General features: G+C 53.6%; 16 protein-coding genes. 5 read left to right on the plus strand and 11 right to left on the minus strand.

Annotated elements, in window-relative coordinates; genetic code table 11:
- The 4 genes from dnaA to gyrB all read left to right on the plus strand — a co-directional run bounded on the left by dnaA (position 1) and on the right by gyrB (position 6,090).
- Positions 1 to 1,380: a chromosomal replication initiator protein DnaA gene (gene dnaA, locus K0I63_RS00005; protein WP_220082148.1), complete on the plus strand. Its 1,380-nt coding sequence runs from the start codon at positions 1 to 3 to the stop codon at positions 1,378 to 1,380.
- Between the two features lie 20 nt (positions 1,381 to 1,400).
- Entirely contained in the window at positions 1,401 to 2,501 is a 1,101-nt protein-coding gene (gene dnaN / locus K0I63_RS00010; protein ID WP_220082149.1) for a DNA polymerase III subunit beta, read from the plus strand.
- Between the two features lie 72 nt (positions 2,502 to 2,573).
- Positions 2,574 to 3,656 carry a DNA replication/repair protein RecF gene (gene recF, locus K0I63_RS00015; RefSeq protein WP_220082150.1) on the plus strand — a complete coding sequence of 361 codons (1,083 nt, stop codon included), beginning with the start codon at positions 2,574 to 2,576 and terminating at the stop codon, positions 3,654 to 3,656.
- A 16-nt stretch (positions 3,657 to 3,672) separates the two neighbouring features.
- Positions 3,673 to 6,090 carry a DNA topoisomerase (ATP-hydrolyzing) subunit B gene (gyrB, locus tag K0I63_RS00020; RefSeq protein ID WP_220082151.1) on the plus strand — a complete coding sequence of 806 codons (2,418 nt, stop codon included), beginning with the start codon at positions 3,673 to 3,675 and terminating at the stop codon, positions 6,088 to 6,090.
- A gap of 87 nt (positions 6,091 to 6,177) precedes the next feature.
- On the opposite strand, the gene pxpA is transcribed toward gyrB, so the two are convergent.
- The 5 genes from pxpA to glyQ form a co-directional block, all read right to left on the minus strand.
- The gene (gene pxpA, locus K0I63_RS00025) at positions 6,178 to 6,912 is read right to left on the minus strand and encodes a 5-oxoprolinase subunit PxpA (RefSeq protein ID WP_220082152.1); all 735 of its coding nucleotides are present in this window, start codon (positions 6,910 to 6,912) and stop codon (positions 6,178 to 6,180) included.
- Positions 6,902 to 7,834, minus strand: a complete 933-nt coding sequence (locus K0I63_RS00030; RefSeq protein WP_220082153.1) for a 5-oxoprolinase subunit C family protein — start codon at positions 7,832 to 7,834, stop codon at positions 6,902 to 6,904. The genes pxpA and K0I63_RS00030 overlap by 11 nt, the downstream gene beginning before the upstream one ends.
- The gene (pxpB, locus tag K0I63_RS00035; protein ID WP_220082154.1) at positions 7,831 to 8,517 is read right to left on the minus strand and encodes a 5-oxoprolinase subunit PxpB; all 687 of its coding nucleotides are present in this window, start codon (positions 8,515 to 8,517) and stop codon (positions 7,831 to 7,833) included. The genes K0I63_RS00030 and pxpB overlap by 4 nt, the downstream gene beginning before the upstream one ends.
- 99 nt (positions 8,518 to 8,616) lie before the next feature.
- Positions 8,617 to 10,686: a glycine--tRNA ligase subunit beta gene (glyS, locus tag K0I63_RS00040; RefSeq protein ID WP_220082155.1), complete on the minus strand. Its 2,070-nt coding sequence runs from the start codon at positions 10,684 to 10,686 to the stop codon at positions 8,617 to 8,619.
- Between the two features lie 12 nt (positions 10,687 to 10,698).
- The gene (gene glyQ, locus K0I63_RS00045) at positions 10,699 to 11,604 is read right to left on the minus strand and encodes a glycine--tRNA ligase subunit alpha (protein ID WP_011863820.1); all 906 of its coding nucleotides are present in this window, start codon (positions 11,602 to 11,604) and stop codon (positions 10,699 to 10,701) included.
- A 109-nt stretch (positions 11,605 to 11,713) separates the two neighbouring features.
- On the opposite strand from glyQ, the gene K0I63_RS00050 reads away from it, so the two are divergent.
- Positions 11,714 to 12,283 carry a DNA-3-methyladenine glycosylase I gene (locus K0I63_RS00050; protein WP_220082156.1) on the plus strand — a complete coding sequence of 190 codons (570 nt, stop codon included), beginning with the start codon at positions 11,714 to 11,716 and terminating at the stop codon, positions 12,281 to 12,283.
- 5 nt (positions 12,284 to 12,288) lie between these two features.
- On the opposite strand, the gene K0I63_RS00055 is transcribed toward K0I63_RS00050, so the two are convergent.
- From K0I63_RS00055 to K0I63_RS00080, 6 genes are all read right to left on the minus strand, one after another.
- Positions 12,289 to 12,966, minus strand: coding sequence for a hypothetical protein (locus tag K0I63_RS00055; RefSeq protein WP_220082157.1), 678 nt, complete (start codon positions 12,964 to 12,966; stop codon positions 12,289 to 12,291).
- Between the two features lie 212 nt (positions 12,967 to 13,178).
- Positions 13,179 to 16,364, minus strand: a complete 3,186-nt coding sequence (locus tag K0I63_RS00060; RefSeq protein ID WP_220083344.1) for an amidohydrolase family protein — start codon at positions 16,362 to 16,364, stop codon at positions 13,179 to 13,181.
- A 319-nt stretch (positions 16,365 to 16,683) separates the two neighbouring features.
- Positions 16,684 to 17,124, minus strand: coding sequence for an MOSC domain-containing protein (locus K0I63_RS00065; RefSeq protein WP_220082158.1), 441 nt, complete (start codon positions 17,122 to 17,124; stop codon positions 16,684 to 16,686).
- 165 nt (positions 17,125 to 17,289) lie between these two features.
- Entirely contained in the window at positions 17,290 to 17,535 is a 246-nt protein-coding gene (gene tusA / locus K0I63_RS00070; RefSeq protein ID WP_011863825.1) for a sulfurtransferase TusA, read from the minus strand.
- 133 nt (positions 17,536 to 17,668) lie between these two features.
- Positions 17,669 to 18,133, minus strand: coding sequence for a Cys-tRNA(Pro) deacylase (ybaK, locus tag K0I63_RS00075; RefSeq protein WP_220082159.1), 465 nt, complete (start codon positions 18,131 to 18,133; stop codon positions 17,669 to 17,671).
- Positions 18,117 to 18,605 (minus strand): GNAT family N-acetyltransferase, encoded by a 489-nt coding sequence (locus K0I63_RS00080; protein WP_220082160.1) that lies wholly within the window; start codon positions 18,603 to 18,605, stop codon positions 18,117 to 18,119. Before K0I63_RS00080 ends, ybaK begins: the two co-directional genes overlap by 17 nt.
- Positions 18,606 to 18,781 lie beyond the last annotated feature (176 nt).

Genomic DNA, 18,781 nt, shown 5'->3' on the forward strand with positions numbered 1-18,781 from the left:
GTGGCGGTTTCACTTTGGCAGCAATGTATCGGACGACTACAGGACGAGCTTTCCGCTCAGCAATTCAGCATGTGGATCAGACCGTTACAAGCCGAAATGGATGGGGAAACTCTTGTGCTATATGCACCGAATCGATTCGTACTCGATTGGGTGAGAGATAAGTACCTCAATACCATCAATCAGTTCTTCACCGAACAGATGGGTAGCGACGCCCCTAAGCTGCGTTTCGACATCGGCAGTCGCCCTGCGAGCAAACCGGCAGCGCCGGCTGCCTCGACCAAGAGCCCAGTTGCACCCGCGGCAAAATCCCCAAGCAAGCCGTCATTTAATAGCAACGAACCCGCGGTCACGGCGAATCATAGAAGCAATATGAATCCCACCTACCAGTTCGACAACTTCGTCGAGGGTAAGTCTAACCAGCTGGGTAAGGCGGCCGCCTTGCAGGTGTCTGAAAATCCGGGCGGCGCCTATAACCCCTTGTTCCTCTATGGTGGTACGGGCTTGGGTAAGACTCACCTGCTGCACGCCGTGGGTAATGGCATCATCAAGAACAATCCGAATGCCAAGGTGGTCTACATGCATTCCGAGCGCTTCGTGCAGGATATGGTGAAGGCGCTGCAGAACAACGCGATCGAAGAGTTCAAACGTTACTATCGTAGCGTCGATGCGCTGTTTATCGATGATATTCAATTCTTTGCTAACAAAGACAGATCCCAGGAAGAGTTCTTCCATACCTTTAATGCCCTGCTAGAGGGCAATCATCAGGTGATCCTGACTTCAGATCGCTATCCCAAGGAGATCGACGGGGTGGAAGATCGCCTCAAGTCCCGCTTCGGTTGGGGTCTGACGGTGGCCATCGAGCCGCCCGAGCTAGAGACTCGTGTGGCGATCCTGATGCGTAAGGCACAAGAGAGTGGCATCAACCTGCCTGATGAGGTGGCCTTCTTTATTGCCAAGCGTCTGAGATCTAACGTTCGTGAGCTGGAAGGCGCGCTGAATAGGGTGATCGCCAATGCCAACTTTACCGGACGTCCGATCACTATCGATTTTGTGCGTGAAGCCCTAAGAGATCTCTTGGCTCTGCAGGAAAAATTGGTCACTATAGACAACATTCAGAAAACCGTAGCTGAATACTATAAGATCAAGATGGCCGACATGCTGTCGAAGCGCCGCTCTCGTAGCGTCGCCAGACCGAGACAGATGGCGATGGCATTGTCGAAAGAGTTAACTAACCAGAGTTTGCCCGAGATTGGCGATGCCTTTGGTGGCCGTGATCATACGACAGTGCTACACGCCTGTCGCAAAATTGCCCAGCTACGTGAAGAAAGTCATGACATTAAAGAAGATTATGCTAACTTAATCCGTACGCTATCTTCATAAACTCTGGGAAATTGAAACTGATGAAATTTTCAATTGATAGGGATGCCCTATTAAAGCCGCTTCAACTCGTGAGTGGGGCGGTGGAGAGACGACATAACTTACCTATTCTGGCAAACCTTTTAGTTGAAGTAAGTGGTCACTCACTTAAGTTGACCGGTACCGATTTAGAGGTCGAATTAGTCGGCCAGGCAGAGCTGCAGGGTGAGGTTCAAGAGGGCCGCACCACAGTACCGGCAAAGAAATTTCTCGATATCGTTAAGTCCCTTCCCGATCAAGTCGAACTCAAGATAGAGCAGCAGGACAACCGTCTATTGCTGCGCTCGGGCCGCAGTCGTTTTACCCTGGCGACCCTGCCGGCCGAAGAGTATCCCAATGTGGATGCCTTCCAGGCCGACATCGAATTTACACTCAAGCAGGGCACCCTGAAGTCGCTGATCGATGCGACTCAGTTCTCCATGGCTAACCAGGATGTACGTTACTACCTGAATGGTCTGTTGCTGGAAACCGAAAGCAATGTGCTGCGTGCCATCGCCACCGATGGTCACCGTCTGGCCTTGAGTCACCGCATGGTGCAAGATTCCCTGCCTGAGAAGCAGGTGATCGTGCCGCGCAAAGGCGTATTGGAGCTGCAGCGTCTGTTCGAAGGTGAAGATCTGGATGTGACCCTATCTATCGGTGAAAATGCCATTCGTGCCACGACCCAGAGCGCCGTGTTTACCAGTAAGCTGGTGGATGGTCGCTTCCCCGACTATCGTCGCGTGTTGCCTAAGGGCGGTGACAAGATTGTTATCGCCAGCCGAAACCACCTCAAGCAGGCGCTGCTGCGTGCCTCGATTCTCTCGAACGAGAAGTTCCGCGGCGTGCGCGTGCAGCTGGAGCAGAATCTGATTAAGATCACCGCCAACAACCCCGAGCAGGAAGAGGCGGAAGAGATCCTCGATATCGAATATGACAACGCACCGCTGGAGATCGGCTTCAACGTCAGCTATCTCCTGGATGTGCTCAACAACCTGCCATCGGATGACGTGCGCATCACGCTGATCGATGGTAACTCCAGCGCCCTGATCGAAAATCACGTCGAAGAAGATTCTATGTACGTCGTGATGCCGATGCGTCTCTAGTCTTAAGCTATGCGCGCCCGCAAGGGCGTGCATTTTCTTAGATGGCCCTAGCGCCATTGCCATGAGTATTAGATGAGTTTATCTCGCCTTCATATCGATTCCTTTCGTAATATCGCCAGTGCCCAGTTGCAGCTCGGTGACGGCCTGAATCTTATCTATGGTCAGAACGGCAGCGGCAAGACCAGTATTCTCGAAGCGATCTTCTTTTTAGGGATGGGACGCTCCTTTCGCAGTCACCTGTCTCAGCGAGTGATTCAGAACGATCAGGATAAGCTGACCCTGTTTGCCCAACTAGAGCAGGGTGAGCAGGAGACGAAGATAGGGCTTAGACGTTATCGCTCGGGTGAAACCGAGGTCAAAATGAACGGCGAAAAGGTGAAACGCCTCTCCACCTTAGCCGAAACTTTGCCCATTCAGGTGATCACTCCCGAGAGTTTTTCGCTACTTTTTGAGGGGCCAAAATCCCGTCGTCAGTTTATCGACTGGGGAGCCTTTCATACCGACAAGAGTTTCTATACCGCCTGGGCTAATGTAAGACGGATTTTAAAGCATAGAAATCAGATGCTTAAAAGCGAAACTCCTTATCAACAGATTCAGTTTTGGGATAAGGAATTGGTGCGCTACGCCGAAATTGTGACTGAGATACGAAAGCGATATGTAGGCTCGTTAAATGAACGACTTAAGGGTATAATTGAAGAGTTTTTACCTCAGGTTGATGTTAAGGTTTCCTTTACCCGAGGCTGGGATAGTAAAACTGATTATCAGACCCTGTTGCAGGCACAATATCCCAGAGATGTAGCGGCGGGACACACGGCCAGTGGTCCTCATAAGGCCGACCTCAGATTAAGGGTCGGGACTTTGCCGGTACAGGATGCCCTATCCCGAGGGCAATTGAAGTTGCTCGTATGCGCGCTGCGTATTGCACAGGGAAAGTTGCTCAAACAACAAATAGATAAAAACAGTATTTATCTGGTGGATGATCTGCCATCGGAATTGGATGCTAGGCACAGGCAACTCTTGCTGCAGCAACTAAGCGATACGGGCGCACAAGTCTTTGTCACCGCCATCGAGCCTGCGGCAATAATGGATTCGTTAAACACGCCACCCGTTAAGGTGTTCCATGTGGAACAAGGGCGTGTAACGGTAATTGAATAACCGACGAGAGAACAATATGTCAGAGAATAGTTACGATTCTTCGAGTATTAAGGTACTAAAAGGCCTTGATGCGGTACGGAAGAGACCTGGGATGTATATTGGTGACACCGACGACGGTACGGGTCTGCATCACATGGTGTTCGAAGTGGTCGATAACTCTATCGATGAGGCGTTAGCGGGCCACTGTAATGACGTGATCATTACTATCCATGCCGACGGTTCGGTATCGGTAAAGGATGACGGACGTGGTATTCCGGTTGCTATCCACCCTGAAGAGGGGGTTTCGGCGGCTCAGGTTATTATGACGGTACTGCACGCCGGCGGTAAGTTCGACGATAACTCTTATAAAGTATCTGGTGGTCTGCACGGCGTGGGTGTTTCTGTGGTTAACGCCCTGTCTGAGAAGCTTAAGCTGACCATTCGCCGTGACGGCAAGCTGTATGAACAGTTCTACACCATGGGTGAGCCCGATGCGCCTATCGCCGAGATAGGCGAGGCTACCAACACAGGTACAGAGATCCGTTTCTGGCCAAGCGCCGAGACCTTCTCGGACACACAATTCCACTTCGATATCCTGGCTAAGCGTGTTCGCGAGCTGTCATTCCTAAACTCGGGCGTAGGTATTCGCCTGATCGACGAGCGCGACAACAAGGATGAGTTCTTCAAGTATGAGGGCGGTATCAGTGCCTTCGTCGATTACCTCAACCTGAACAAGACCCCGGTCAACAAAGAGATCTTCCACTTCGTGCAGGAGCGCGAAGACGGCATCACAGTTGAAGTAGCTATGCAGTGGAACGATGGCTTCCAGGAAAACATCTTCTGTTTCACCAACAACATTCCTCAGCGTGATGGTGGTACTCACCTTGCCGGTTTCCGTAGTGCCCTGACCCGTAACCTCAACAGTTACATGGACAAGGAAGGCTTCAACAAGAAAGGCAAGACCTCTGCCACTGGTGACGACGCCCGTGAAGGTCTGACTGCGGTGATCTCGGTTAAGGTACCGGATCCTAAGTTCAGTTCTCAGACCAAAGACAAGCTGGTATCGAGCGAAGTGAAGTCGGCCGTTGAGCAGACCATGGGTGAGAAGTTGGGTGACTACCTGCTGGAGAACCCGAACGAGGCTAAGCTGATCGTCGGCAAGATCATCGATGCGGCCCGTGCCCGTGAAGCGGCGCGTAAGGCCCGAGAGATGACCCGTCGTAAGGGCGCATTAGATTTAGGTGGTCTGCCAGGTAAGCTAGCGGATTGCCAGGAGAAAGACCCTGCGCTTTCTGAAATTTACATAGTGGAGGGTGACTCTGCGGGTGGTAGTGCCAAGCAGGGTCGTAACCGTAAGAACCAGGCGATTCTGCCGCTTAAGGGTAAGATCCTTAACGTTGAGAAGGCTCGTTTCGACAAGATGCTCTCTTCACAGGAAGTAGCGACCCTGATCACCGCCTTGGGCTGTGGTATCGGCCGCGATGAGTATGATCCCGATAAGACGCGTTATCACAACATCGTCATCATGACAGATGCTGACGTCGACGGCTCGCATATTCGTACCTTGCTGTTGACCTTCTTCTTCCGTCAAATGCCAGAGCTTATCGAGCGTGGCTATGTATTTATCGCCCAGCCGCCACTGTACAAGGTGAAGAAGGGTAAGCAGGAACAGTACCTGAAAGATGATCCGGCGCTGACCGAATACCTGACCAACCTGGCACTGGACGGTGGTGAGATCCATCCGTCTCAAGACGCACCGGCCATGTCTGGCGCGCCACTAGAGAAGTTGGTGTATCAGTACCGCGAAGTGGAAGCGATTTTCGATCGTCTCGAGCAGCGTTTCCCTATCATGTTGACCGAGCGCATGCTGTATCAGCCTGGCTTGAGCAACGATATCCTGGCCGACGAGGCCAAGGTGAAACAGTGGTGTGACAACTATGTTGCTGCCCTGACCGAAGCAGAATCGGGTGGCTTCATCTTCAGCGCCGAGGCTTTCCTCGACCCAGAGCGTCAGGTCTATCTGCCTAAGGTGACGGTACGTAAGCATGGTATCGATACCCACTACCTGTTCTCTTACGACTTCCTGCAGTCGAGCGACTACCAGCGTATGACGGCCCTGGCCGAAGCGCTTGAAGGCCTGATCGAAGAGGGCGGTTATGTGAAGCGTGGCGAGCGCATGAAGGAAATTTCTTCATTCGTCGACGCCCTGGATTGGCTGATGAACGACTCTAAGCGTGGCCTCTACATCCAGCGCTACAAAGGATTGGGTGAGATGAACCCTGAGCAGCTGTGGGAAACCACCATGGATCCTGAGTCGCGTCGCATGCTTAAGGTGACCATCGAAGATGCCATCGCCGCCGACCAGCTGTTTACTTGTCTGATGGGTGATCAGGTTGAGCCGCGTCGTGACTTCATCGAGTCTAACGCCCTCAACGTGGCTAACTTGGACGTATAACGGCTAGCGAGTTTTAAAAGCCCCGGTCTTCCGGGGCTTTTTTGTATCTGTGCTACAGAAAATAATCTTTAGCGAGTATTGGATGTTTTACTCTTGATGCTCTAGGCTGGCGTGAATTGCCTTGGCGAACTCCAGTGCCTGCGGGGTGTCACCATGCAGGCAGAGGCTGGTGGCCTGGCAGCTTACCGATTCACCCGTCACCGCCGTTACTTTCTGCTCTTCGACTATGGAGCTAACCTGTTCGAGTACCTTCTGGGCATCTTCTATAAGCGTGCCTGGCTGTGAGCGGGGGGCGAGCCGACCATCGGCGAGGTAGCCGCGATCGGCGAAGGCCTCTTCGATAACCTCAAGGCCGGCGCGCCTCGCCTGCATTACCAAGGGGCTACCCGCCAATATCATCAGCTTAAGCTTTGGATTGATCGCCTCTATGACCCGAATGAGAATGTCGCCTAGAGCGGGATCCTGGGCGGCATCATTGTACAGGGCACCGTGAGGCTTCACGTGGTGGAGATCGACGCCTAGCTCGTCGCATACGGCCTTTAAGGCGTTAATCTGTTGTAATAGCGAGTTAAAAAGCGGTGCTGCCTCTATGGCTATAGATAGGCGGCCGAAATTGGCTCTGTCGGGATAGCTGGGGTGAGCCCCGACCTTTACATGGTGCGCCTTGGCGAGTTTGACAGTCGTCAGCATGCTCTGGCGATCGCCGGCGTGACCGCCGCAGGCGACATTGGCCGAGGTGACCAGTGTCAGCAGCGCCTCGTCTTGTGGACCTCCCTCGCCGAGGTCGGCGTTGAGGTCGATTCTTAGCGGCTTAACTCCCATCCATAGCCCTCGCTAAGCGATAGAAATAGTGTTGCCATTCAAGGTTAGCATCTTCTACCTGATTGGGGCTGACATGCTGAAAGCGGATCGCTTGGCCTGCTCTGGCCTGGGCCAGTTTCCAGCGATCGGCCTCGATCACCATGGCCATTCTCGGGTAGCCGCCGCTGGTCTGGGCATCGGCCTGTAGCACTATAGGTTGGCCACCCGGCGGAACCTGCACCACGCCCGGCAGCACGGCGTGGGAGCGCAGACTCAGATGTTTGGCCGAGCCCAGAGACTCGCCTGTCAACCGGGCGCCCATGCGATCGTTTTGGGGCGAGACAGTCCAGACATTGTGCCAGAAGGCCTTACGATCCTGGTCGCTAAACTGGCTCATCTCTGGCCCGGGTAGGGCGCGCAGTATGCCGTCGTTGGCCCTGTGCACAGCACCAACCGGACGACTGAAGTTCGCTTCAGCATGGGAAATCAGGTTTAGTTTGTCTCCAGAGGCGAGTTGTCGTCCCTGATGGCCACCGAATTGTCCTGCCAGGAAGGTGCCGTGACCGCCGAGAACCTCGGGGACCTCGATACCGCCGAGGATTGCCAGGTAGCCCCACACGCCTTGTCTCGGTCCCTTCAGCGTCAGGCGTTCCCCCGGGTTCACCCGGCCGCGCCAGCCGTGCCACAGGGGACGATCATCTATCTTGGCCTCGAAGCTGGCGCCGCACAGGGCGACCCAGCTCGGGGTCTTGAAGGTGAACTCATAGCTGCCACTGGCGAGCTCGATGGCGGGGGCGTTATCCTCATTGCCCAGCAGGCGGTTGGCCAGGATCAGCGAGAAGCTATCCATGGCGCCACCGCTTGGTATGCCTAGGTGCCCCTGTCCCTGCCTGCCAAGGTCTTGAATGCTGGCTAGGCCGTTTACCCTATCGAGCCGCATCATAGCGCTATCTCCACAGGGATGAACCGTACCCTGTCGCCTGGCTTGAGCAGGCATGGGGTATCGCTGGTGGGATCGAATAGTGCTAGCTGGGTTTGCCCTATGATCTGCCAGCCACCCGGGCTCGTCAGTGGGTAGATACCCGTCTGCTCGCCGCCTATGCCAACGCTGCCTGCGGGAATGGTTAATCTGGGGGTCGCCAGCCTGGGCGTGTGTAAGTGCTTGGGCAGGCCTTCGAGGTATGCAAACCCTGGTTGAAAGCCGATGAAGAACACCTGATAGCAGGCCTGGCTGTGAAGCTTGACCACTTCTTCTGGGCTGAGGTGATGGAACTGAGCCACAGAGAGCAGATCCGGCCCCGCGTCACCGCCATAACTTACCGGGATCTCTATGGTGCGGTGCTCAAGTGTCTCGGTGGGTGCGCTCTGCCACAGTTCAGCCAGTCTCGCCTGCATGGCCTTTAACTGCCTAGTCTCTCTGACAACTATGCTCAGGTTGTTCATGCCGGGGATAGCCTCTTCGACTATGGGGAACTGGCGTAGCTGCTCGGCGATCCAGCACAGCTTAGACTGCACGGCCCAAGAGAGTGTTGCCTCGGGCGAGGGATCGAGTACCAGGGCGCGCTCGCCCAGGGGATAGATATTGATCTGCAAAGAGGGGATAAACCTATGACTGTCTCTCATCATTTGAGTCTAACGAGCTTGAGGCGCAATAGCCATCAATAGCATGTCCGGACATAAAAAAACGCACCCCTGAGGATGCGTTTTTTGTTTTTAAGCAGTAACTTATTGCAGCAGCGAGATATCGGCGGCGTGCAGGAACTGGGCTCTGAGCTTAGACAGCAGCGCCAGACGGTTCTGCTTGAGGGCCTCGTCATCGGCCATCACCATCACATCTTCGAAGAAGGTGTCGACGCTTTCACGCAGGCTAGCTAGCAAGGCCAAGGCCTGTTGGTAGTCGGCGTTGGCAAACAGCGGCTCCAGTTGTGGTTGCAACTCATTGAGCTTGCTGGCCAGCGCCTGTTCGGCGCTCTCTTGTAGCAGGTTGCTGTCGATATCGCTGGCGATATCGCCTTCGACCTTGGCCAGAATGTTCGACACACGCTTGTTGGCTGCGGCCAGTGCGGCGGCCTGCTCCAGGCTTCTGAAGTGGGTAACTGCCTTGATGCGGCTGTCAAAATCGGCTGGCGAGGTTGGACGACGTGCCAGTACCGCCAGGATCACATCGACGCTGATGCCTTGATCTTGGTACCAGGCGCGGAAGCGGCCCATCAGGAATTCCAGTACTTGCTCGGCGGTGTCGGCGTTGCTCAGGTTAGCACCGTGAAGCTCCTGTGCCTTGGCAACCAGATCGACCAGGTCGAGTGGCAAGTTGTTTTCTACACAGATACGCAGGATACCGATAGCCGCGCGGCGCAGGGCGAAAGGATCCGCCGCACCTTTTGGTGCCTGACCTATGCCGAAGATGCCCACTAAGGTATCGAGTTTCTCCGCCAGTGCGACCGAGATAGAGATAGGCTGAGTCGGTACGCTGTCGCCTGAGAACTTAGGCTTGTACTGTTCTTCGAGGGCAAGGGCAACCGCCTCGGTTTCACCGTCCAGGCGCGCATAGTGCATGCCCATGGTGCCCTGTAGATCGGTAAATTCCATCACCATGTTGGTCATGAGATCTGACTTAGAGAGTAGACCCGCACGGCCCGCCTGCTCGTTGTCGGCGCCGATACCCTGGGCGATGAAGGCGGCGAGGGCAGAGATGCGCTCTACTCTGTCTTTAATGGTACCAAGCTGCTGCTGGAATACTACGGTTTCCAGGCTGGCGAGACGAGATTCCAGGCTATGCTTCTTGTCGGTCTCGAAGAAGAACTCGGCATCGGCAAGACGTGGACGAACCACCTTCTCGTTACCTGCGATGATCTGTGCCGGATCCTTTGATTCGATATTCGATACGAAGATGAAATGCGGCAGCAGAGTGCCCTCCTTGTCGAATACCGGGAAGTATTTCTGATCGCCTTTCATGGTGTAAACCAGGGCTTCGGCCGGTACGTCGAGGAATTTTTCTTCGAAGTTGGCGGTGAGCACTACCGGCCACTCGACCAGTGAGGTCACTTCTTCCTGTAGATCTTCATCGATCTCGGCGATGCCGCCCATGGCGTCGGCTGCCGCCTGAGCATCGGCCTTGATGATGGCCATGCGCGCCTGATAGTCGGCCATCACCTTGCCCTGGGTTTCCAGTGCGGTGAGGTAGTTATCGGCATGATCCAGCTCCAGAGTATCGACACCCATGAAGCGGTGGCCACGGATGGTGCGCGCCGATTCGATGCCCAGCAGTTCGCCAGGGATCAGCTCGTCGCCCATCAGCATGGTGACTGTGTGTACCGGACGGATAAATTGGGTCTTGTTGCTGCCCCAACGCATAGGCTTAGGGATTGGCAGCTTGTCTAGCGCGCGCTGGGCCATCTCGGCAACCAGTGACTTGGTTTCTACACCGACAACCTTGGCCTTGTGAAGCAACCATTCGCCCTTGTCTGTGGTAAGACGCTCGGCCTGTTCGACCGTGATGCCGTTACCGCGGGCCCAGCCCATGGCGGCCTTGGTTGGGTTGCCATCGGCGTCGAAGGCTTGGGCGATAGCCGGGCCACGCTTCTCGACAACCTTGTCTGCCTGGGCGGTCACCAGGGCATTAACCTTTAGGGCCAGACGGCGAGGCGCCGCGTACCAGGTGGCCGACTCATAGCTAAGTTCGGCCTTCTGCAGCTCTTCTTCGAAGTTAGCCAGGAAAGATTCGGCTAAGGTGCGCAGTGATTTTGGCGGTAACTCTTCTGTGCCTACTTCAATGAGTAAGTTTTCAAATTTCATCTTAATATACCTCTACTTACACATTGGGAAGCCGAGTGCTTCACGGGCTTGGTAATAGGACTCAGCCACTGACTTGGCCATGGTGCGCACGCGCAGGATATAGCGCTGACGCTCGGTGACCGAAATAGCATGACGGGCATCGAGTAGGTTGAAGGCGTGAGAGGCTTTCATCACCTGCTCATAGGCAGGCAAGGGCAGTGGCGTCTCGAGTGCTAGCAGCTCGTTACAGGCTTTCTCGCAGTCGTCAAACTGCTTGAACAGTACTTCTACGTTGGCGTGTTCGAAGTTATAGGTAGATTGCTCAACCTCGTTTTGATGGAACACATCGCCGTACATGATCTTGCCCATAGGGCCGTCGGTCCACACCAGATCATAGACGCTGTCGACTTCCTGGATATACATGGCCAGACGCTCTAGACCATAGGTGATCTCACCGGTAACCGGACTACACTCTAGGCCACCTACCTGTTGGAAGTAGGTAAACTGAGATACTTCCATGCCGTTTAGCCAGACTTCCCAGCCTAGTCCCCAGGCACCCAGAGTTGGGGATTCCCAGTTGTCTTCCACGAAGCGTACGTCATGAATATTCATGTCGACGCCTAAGGCCTCAAGAGAACCCAGGTAGAGTTCCTGGATGTTACTTGGCGACGGCTTAAGTACTACCTGGAACTGGTAGTAGTGCTGCAGACGGTTAGGGTTTTCACCGTAACGACCATCGGTAGGACGACGACATGGCTGAACATAGGCGCTGCTCATCGGCTCAGGGCCAAGAGAACGCAAGAAGGTCATAGGGTGGAAAGTGCCCGCGCCTACTTCCATGTCCAGCGGTTGAACGATGGCGCAACCTTGCTGCGCCCAGTATTCCTGCAGGGTTAAGATGAAACCCTGGAATGTTTTTACGTCATGTTTCGTCGTCATGTCTACTACTGTCAGCTTGTGATAGAAAATGGTTTCGATTATACCTTGTTGAAAAAGGCTTATGTAGGTTATTTTTTACCTTAACGGCGGAAAAATAGGAAAAAACACCATGGATGTAAAGCGTTGTGGCTGGGTCGGCGAGGATCCGCTATATAAGGCGTATCATGACGAGGTTTGGGGACGTCCCGTGTATGACAGTCGGGAGTTGTTTGCCAAGCTCTGTCTCGACGGGCAACAGGCGGGTCTATCCTGGATCACTATACTCAAGAAGCAGCAAAATTATGAGGCGGCCTTTGCGGATTTTGACCCCTATGTCATAGCCAAGTTCGACGAGGCAAAGGTAGAGGAATTACTACAAAATCCCGGCATCATACGTAACAGGCTCAAGGTCAATTCCATCATCAAGAATGCCAAGGGTTACATCGCCTTCGTGGAGCAGGGCAACGACTTCTCCGAGTTTCTCTGGAGTTTCGTCGACGGCCAGCCCAAGCTGAATCATTTTCAACGGCTGGATCAGCTGCCTGCACAGACCCCCGAGTCGGAAGCCATGTCAAAGGCATTGAAAAAGCTTGGGTTTAATTTTGTCGGCCCGACTATCTGCTATGCCTTCATGCAGGCGGTAGGCATGGTCAACGACCACACCGCCGACTGTTTCTGTTACCAAGATAAGTCTAACTAAGGTGCTTAGTAACCTTTAAAGCGCATGGTAGAAGGGTCATCTGTCTGTAGGTAGATGGCCTGAAACTGTGTCTCACCCGTGTCGAGTTGGGTCTGCTTGATAAATGCGTAATTTTTATCAAATTCACTCAATTTATCAATACTTTGTTGGCTGATAGTGTCAGTTGTAAGGCTTAGGACGCAGATTCTGTCTCCGCAGGCATATTTTTCACTGTATATGGTCTCCGGCAAACGGGTGAGTCTGTCCGCCAGAGCCGTCTGGCGCTGTTGGCTGGTGGCATCATAGTTGTCGAGGGACTCGATGAGATCGACATAGGCTTCCAGGTCTTTATCAAATAGCTTTTTTATCTGCTCACCATCAACGACCCCCTGCGCGTCAATGATTTGCGCCACCAGCACCTTGGCCGAGGTCTGCTTGTCGTCCTCTACCTCATTCGATTCGGGTGTATCTGTATCGATCTCATTCCCGCCGTCGGTGTTCTCACTTATAAGGCTTTCTGTTTCTACCTTGCTGCTTGTTTGGGGCTGGGTCGGAGACTGACCTTGAGTACTCCTGTCCTGGTCAGGCTGAGCGATAGGAATCTTTGGCTCATCTCTTGATTGAGCTTGGTCTGCCTCTAGCATCAAATAGGCGATGGCCGAGGCGGATAATAATATGAGTAGGGGAAGTTTTAGGAATTTCATTTCCAGCATCCTTTTGGTTGTGCTCTTCCAGATTGAGCTTTGGTCGATTAGCTTAGGCTAATTTGCTGGCGAGTGTAAATGCAAGATATAAAAAAAGGATGTTCCACGTGAAACATCCTTTTTGCTTTTTAGGTCATTTTTGATCTGTTTTTAAATTTTTCTGAAATTAAAATTTGTGGCTTATCTCTGCCAGATTTTAAAATTGAAAACGTTTAAATTTCGAAGAAAAATGGCTTACGTTTGGTCTTGTCACCATTGAGTTGATTCATCGACTCGGCATCGAACAGCTTACCGTTGACCATGGTGTAACTCACCTTATCTGTGACACGGATATTCTCAAGGGGATTGCCGTCGATAACGATCAGGTCGGCAAGCTTACCTGTCTTGATCGAACCGAGTTGATGATCCATGCCGAAGGTTTCCGCCGGGTTGATGGTTGCCGTCTTCAGCACCTCCATGTTGCTCATGCCACCCTGGGCAAACATCCACATCTCCCAATGAGCGGCTAAGCCTTCGCGTTGACCGTGGGCACCAATGTTGGGTTTCACTCCCAGCTCGTTGAGCTCGTTGGCGACTCTGGCAACGTTGAAGTGGTTATAGTGAGCATCGGGCGCGGTGGGGCGACGCATAGAGCGGGCCTGCAGCAGATCACTCGGCACATACTTAGACAGGCGAGGGTGAGCCCAGACGTCTGTCTTATCGTACCAATAGTTCTCGCCCGAGATACCACCGTAGGCGACGACCAGTGTCGGCGTGTAGTGAACCTCTGTTTGACTCCAGAATTGCTTGATGTCGCTGTAGATGGCTGCGGCGGGCAGCGAATGCTCTACCGTGGTGTGGCCATCGGCGATCATGGTCAGGTTATGCTGCAGCAGGCTGCCACCTTCCGGTACCACCATCATCTCGAGTTCTCTCGCCGCGGCAATTACCTGTTGACGCTGGTTGCGCCTTGGCTGGTTATAGCTCTTCACGCTGAAGGCGCCCACCTTCTTGAGGCGCTCCAGATGGAACTTGGCGTCGTCCAGCGAGTCGATGTGCGAAGTATAGCCTGGCATGTTGGCACCGTAGAGAATCGTCCCGGTAGAGAAGATTCTCGGCCCGACGATATTACCGGCCTTCTGCTGCTCTGAGGCGGCGAAGATCTCCGTGGTGTCGTTTGAAGGGTCGTGAATACTGGTTACCCCAAGCGCCAGATTAGCGTAGAGCTCCCAGTTCTGCTGTGGAATGATCTCATTCTCGCCCTGAGCGCCGTGGGCGTGGGCATCGAACAGGCCAGGCATTATGCTCTTGCCCTTGATGTCGATAACCTGTGCACCCTTTGGCACTTGGGTGCTGGCGTCGCCGACAGCGATGATCTTGTTATTCTCGACGATCACCACACCGTTTTCGATCACCTTGTCATCTTCCATGGTGATCACTCGGCCGCCGACGAAGGCTATGGTTCCACGTGGAACATCAGCCTTCTTCTCGAAGCCAATCTGAGTGATCTTTGGTTCGATGGCTACAGCCTTTTCATCACTCTTATAGTCGGCGTCGACATCCATCTGGTACAACTCTGGGCCTAGGGTCCAGTAGAGCTGGTCGCTGTCGCCGTTCCAGCTAATGCTTTCACCGGCGCGCACGCTGAGCTGAGTCACAGGGAGATTATCGGCCTTAGGACCTATCTCTATGGTCTCGCCATGCTTTGCAAATGGGGTTACCCAGACCTTGAAACGCTCGGCGAAGGCCAGTTGCTTGCCGTCTGGAGAGACCCTGAATTCGGTGGCATGCTTGCTGGTGTAGTGCACCCGTTTCTGGAAGCCATGCAGGTTGATCGAGGCGAGTTGAGGCGTCTCGCCATGATCCATGAAATAAACACGGTCGCTGTCGGCACCAAACTGGGGTTGAAATCCATCGGGTGTTATCTTGTGGCTCTCTTTGCCCTTGATGTCGACCACATAGAGGCCGGGCTCCTGTGACCAGGTGCGTGGCGTGATATAGCCGCCTTTGATCTTACGGTAAACCACGAGTTCGCCATCGGGCGAGAAGGTGGGCTCTACATATTTGCCCGGCTCCTGGGTCAATGTCTTGCTACGACCGCCTCTGGCGTTGATGACACGAACACTACCCTGTTGGTCGTCGTCCCAGGTGGTGAAGACAATCTTCTTACCGTCGCGAGACCACTGAGGATAGAGTTCTCTGACCTGGTTGTCCAAGTCCGTTAGGCGGCTGACCTTACCCTCGGGCAGACGCTTAACCCAGAGTTTACCTAGGGCCTCATATACCACCTTGTCGCCGTCCGGTGATACCTGCGCCATGCGCAGCATCTTCACGTCGAAGCTATCTTGGTCGATATTCTGTTTGAAGCGCACCGATGGCTGTACCGCCAGTTCAGTTTTCACCTTGAAGGGGATCTCTTTGACCGACTTGCTCTCGACGTCCAGGTGATTGATCTTACCGCCCGCCCAGAAGACTAACTCCTGGTTGTCGGCTGTCCAGCTCATGGTAGGGTAGACGCCATGGATGGCCCAGGTTTCCTGCATGTCACGATCTAGCTTGTCGTAGAGCTTGGTCTTCTTGCCAGACTTTAGATCCAATAGGTAGAGGGTAGATTGGAAACCATCACGCTTGATGTAGGCGAGTTTAGTGCCATCCGGGCTCGGGGTTGGGCGAATCGCGCCGCCAGTGCCTTCGACCAATACCTCTATGTCACCGGTCTGGGTGTCGTAGCGTTTGATCTTATAGATGCCTTTTACCGAGTCCTTGGAGTAATGGAAGGTCTTACCCGGTGTGGCATCCTGGCTGAAGTAGACGTAGCGGCCATCTGGTGAATAGGCTGGTTCCCCCAGGTCTTTCTGCTCGTTGGGGCGCTCTGTCAGCTTAACGCCTGTACCGCCGGCAACGTGATATAGCCAGACTTCGCCTGCCCCCAGGCTGCGGCTGCCGGTAAAGTGTTTACGGCCGATGAGATATTGAGAATCTGGGCTCCATGCCGGGCTATTGAGCAGGCGGAAGGTTTCCTTAGTGACAGGGCGGGGATCTGTGCCGTCGGCGTTCATCACCCAAATATTGTCGCCGCCATCTTCATCTGAGGTGAAGGCGATGTATTTGCCATCCGGGCTATAGACGGGTTGCATCTGCCAGGCGATACCTTGGGCCAGGGGCTTAGCTTCGCCGCCTTCGATGGGCATCTGATAGATATCACCCAGCAGGTCGAACACTATCTGTTTGCCGTCTGGGCTGACGCTGACATTCATCCAGGTGCCTTCGGTGACATCTATCTTCACCTGTTCCAGCGGTGCCTTGGCCGGTGCATTAACCTGCCAGGCCGGAGGCGCATCTTTGTCTGCCGCCCAGGTCGGCAGGGCAAGTGTGAGGGCAATTGCCGTGCATAGGGGCGTTAATTTTTGTTTTAGCATAGGAGTTCCCAGTTTCATTATTATCCTTGGTTGGGCGCCTTTGAGTGGCTACAGAGAGGTAGTTGTATACAATCAGCACTAGTTATCGCACAAATTCGATAACAGTAAAACCTAAATTCTGTGACATTTGGTGAATGGTGAGGATAGCCTGGGCGGCTTAAATTGGGCTTAAGTTAGATAGGCTGAACGCCTTGATGAATATATCAAGGGATGGCTAAGTCGGTATTATCTAGCTGCTTAAGTTGTGCAACCGGGAGTGAATCGGGTTGAAAGCATAAAGGCAGCCTAGGTAGCTGCCTGTAGAGGATATAAAACTGAGCTATTTGGCTAACTGTACGCTATCGCCAATGCTGATCTCGGCATCGTTGAGTACGCGACAAGTGACGCCGCCGCGCCAGTCTGGTCGCAGAGCTGCTTCGAGTCCTGCATAGGCCATCTCCATCTTCTTGCAGGGATCGGTTTCACCTGTGATCTCCAGTTGTAAGGCGCCTACGTGAATCACCTTGCCGAGATCTTTTTCGCTGAAGCTGATGCCATCTATGAGTAAGTTGGCTCTGCGGGTGGTCCAGGGAAGTTCGGTATCGAGAGTCTCGCAGGCGGCGAGCCATTGCTGCGCCGACAGTAGGGTGACCTGACGTTTACCTGGCTTTCCAAATACATCTTGTGCAACCCCTGTGCTGGTGGTGACGAGCGCCGCCGAGGTTTCCAGCATGGGCCCACCTTTGACCACCTTGTAGCTAATGCCTTGTAAACTTGCCATTTCTATCAATCCTTTTGAATGCCGAATCTCAGTGTAAACCGTGACTCGAACCGCTGGCAAGGGGAATCGGCTGGGGGCCGAGTGCGCATAGGCGCTGGGGAAGGTGCGGGTCGATTAAGGCAGAAGAGCATGAGCGACTGCCTTAATCGGGGAACTTGAGTTGGGTTAGAGACCCTTCTTAATCAGATATTGGTAAGGTGTCGACTCGGTCTGGCTGGCGATCAGGGTGTGATCCATAAATTCACAGAAGCTGGGAATGTCACGTGTGGTCGCCGGGTCGTCGGCGATGATTAGCAGGGTCTCTCCCTCGTTCATCTTGCGCACCGATTTTCGCACCATCATCACAGGCTCGGGACAACGTAGTCCCAGGGCGTCGAGTTGGTGTTGTGCTTGTGCAAAAGGGTCGCTCATATCGTAAACCTTAATTGAAGTGAGACCGGATAAAATCGAGGGGGCTAATATTACGCTAGCCGGGCGTTTAAGCCAAGTCGCGCCCCCTGGATTTGTGATCCTATAAAGGACGTTTCACGTGAAACACACTGGATTATACCAGAGAGGCGAAACGCGCCTGAGTAACATCTTGTAGAGCCGTTGGGGTGAGCTCGATATCCAGGCCGCGGCGTCCACCACTGACATAGATTTGCGCTAGCTGCTGGGCGCTCTCGTCGATAAAGGTGGTAAGTCGTTTCTTCTGCCCAATAGGGCTAACGCCACCTAACACATATCCTGTGCTGCGCTGCACCTTTTCTGGCGCGGCCATGGCAGCCTTCTTGGCTTTCGCCGTCTTCGCCAGTTGTTTCAGGTTGAGCTTCTTGTCTACCGGGATGATGGCGACCACTAAGGTGCCGTTATCGAGTTCGGCGACCAGGGTCTTAAATACCCAGTCCAGCGGCAGCTGAAGTTTCTCTGCCGCCTCCAGGCCATAGGCGCCGGCATTGGCGTCGTGTTGATATTCGTGGAGACGATAGGGGATCTTGGCCTTATCGAGCATCTTAGTTGCGGGTGTCATGATTCTCTCTTTCTAAGGGTTTACGCATCACGCTGACCAATAGGTCTGAGTAGGGAAGTGTAGCGACAAGCTGCCAGCCTAGGCTGTGATAGAGGGCGAGGTTTTTGGCTTCGGTTTGCAGATAGAGGCCGTCTGCATCGAAGGCTAAGGCATATTGTTCGGCAACGGCAATTAACGCTTTAGCTATGCCTAGACCTCGATGAGAGGGGCTTACAAAGATGCCACCGAGCCAGACGCTATCGGCAGGATATTGAGGGTTTTCCTGATACCTGAGTTGGATGGCGCCGACGGGAACATTGTTATGCAGGGCTAGCCAGAGTTGGGGAATGCCCGCCAATTGCAGATATTGGCTCAGGGTGTGGATCAACTCTGCCTGGCTGCGATTCGGCCCCAGGTGACCCCATTCCTCATGATACCAGGTGGCCACTTGGCCTATGGCCTCTGGCTTGTCGATTAACCGAATTATTTCCATATCACCCCATCTTAATTCATGCGCCTGATGTTGATATTACAGCAGTGGTTAGGAAGTTAAAGCCAGAAACTATCTTATACCAATCGTAGTAAATAGCTGTTCATTCTAGCTTGTTAAAATGCGCGATAACGGCGTTAGTGTTTTTGATTGTAGAATAACTACTTATCTAAAAATCC

Source organism: Shewanella rhizosphaerae (genome assembly GCF_019457655.1).
Taxonomy (GTDB): Bacteria; Pseudomonadota; Gammaproteobacteria; order Enterobacterales; family Shewanellaceae; genus Shewanella; species Shewanella loihica.

Bases quoted from the DNA above. Each gene is read 5' to 3' on its own strand.
- K0I63_RS00030 (WP_220082153.1), bottom strand. From the start codon at position 7,834: ATGATGCGGCTCGATAGGGTAAACGGCCTAGCCAGCATTCAAGACCTT.
- pxpB (WP_220082154.1), bottom strand. From the start codon at position 8,517: ATGATGAGAGACAGTCATAGGTTTATCCCCTCTTTGCAGATCAATATC.
- K0I63_RS00050 (WP_220082156.1), top strand. From the start codon at position 11,714: ATGGATGTAAAGCGTTGTGGCTGGGTCGGCGAGGATCCGCTATATAAG.
- gyrB (WP_220082151.1), top strand. From the start codon at position 3,673: ATGTCAGAGAATAGTTACGATTCTTCGAGTATTAAGGTACTAAAAGGC.
- K0I63_RS00055 (WP_220082157.1), bottom strand. From the start codon at position 12,966: ATGAAATTCCTAAAACTTCCCCTACTCATATTATTATCCGCCTCGGCC.
- pxpA (WP_220082152.1), bottom strand. From the start codon at position 6,912: ATGGGAGTTAAGCCGCTAAGAATCGACCTCAACGCCGACCTCGGCGAG.
- ybaK (WP_220082159.1), bottom strand. From the start codon at position 18,133: ATGACACCCGCAACTAAGATGCTCGATAAGGCCAAGATCCCCTATCGT.
- K0I63_RS00080 (WP_220082160.1), bottom strand. From the start codon at position 18,605: ATGGAAATAATTCGGTTAATCGACAAGCCAGAGGCCATAGGCCAAGTG.
- glyQ (WP_011863820.1), bottom strand. From the start codon at position 11,604: ATGACGACGAAACATGACGTAAAAACATTCCAGGGTTTCATCTTAACC.
- glyS (WP_220082155.1), bottom strand. From the start codon at position 10,686: ATGAAATTTGAAAACTTACTCATTGAAGTAGGCACAGAAGAGTTACCG.
- recF (WP_220082150.1), top strand. From the start codon at position 2,574: ATGAGTTTATCTCGCCTTCATATCGATTCCTTTCGTAATATCGCCAGT.
- tusA (WP_011863825.1), bottom strand. From the start codon at position 17,535: ATGAGCGACCCTTTTGCACAAGCACAACACCAACTCGACGCCCTGGGA.
- K0I63_RS00060 (WP_220083344.1), bottom strand. From the start codon at position 16,364: ATGCTAAAACAAAAATTAACGCCCCTATGCACGGCAATTGCCCTCACA.
- K0I63_RS00065 (WP_220082158.1), bottom strand. From the start codon at position 17,124: ATGGCAAGTTTACAAGGCATTAGCTACAAGGTGGTCAAAGGTGGGCCC.
- dnaN (WP_220082149.1), top strand. From the start codon at position 1,401: ATGAAATTTTCAATTGATAGGGATGCCCTATTAAAGCCGCTTCAACTC.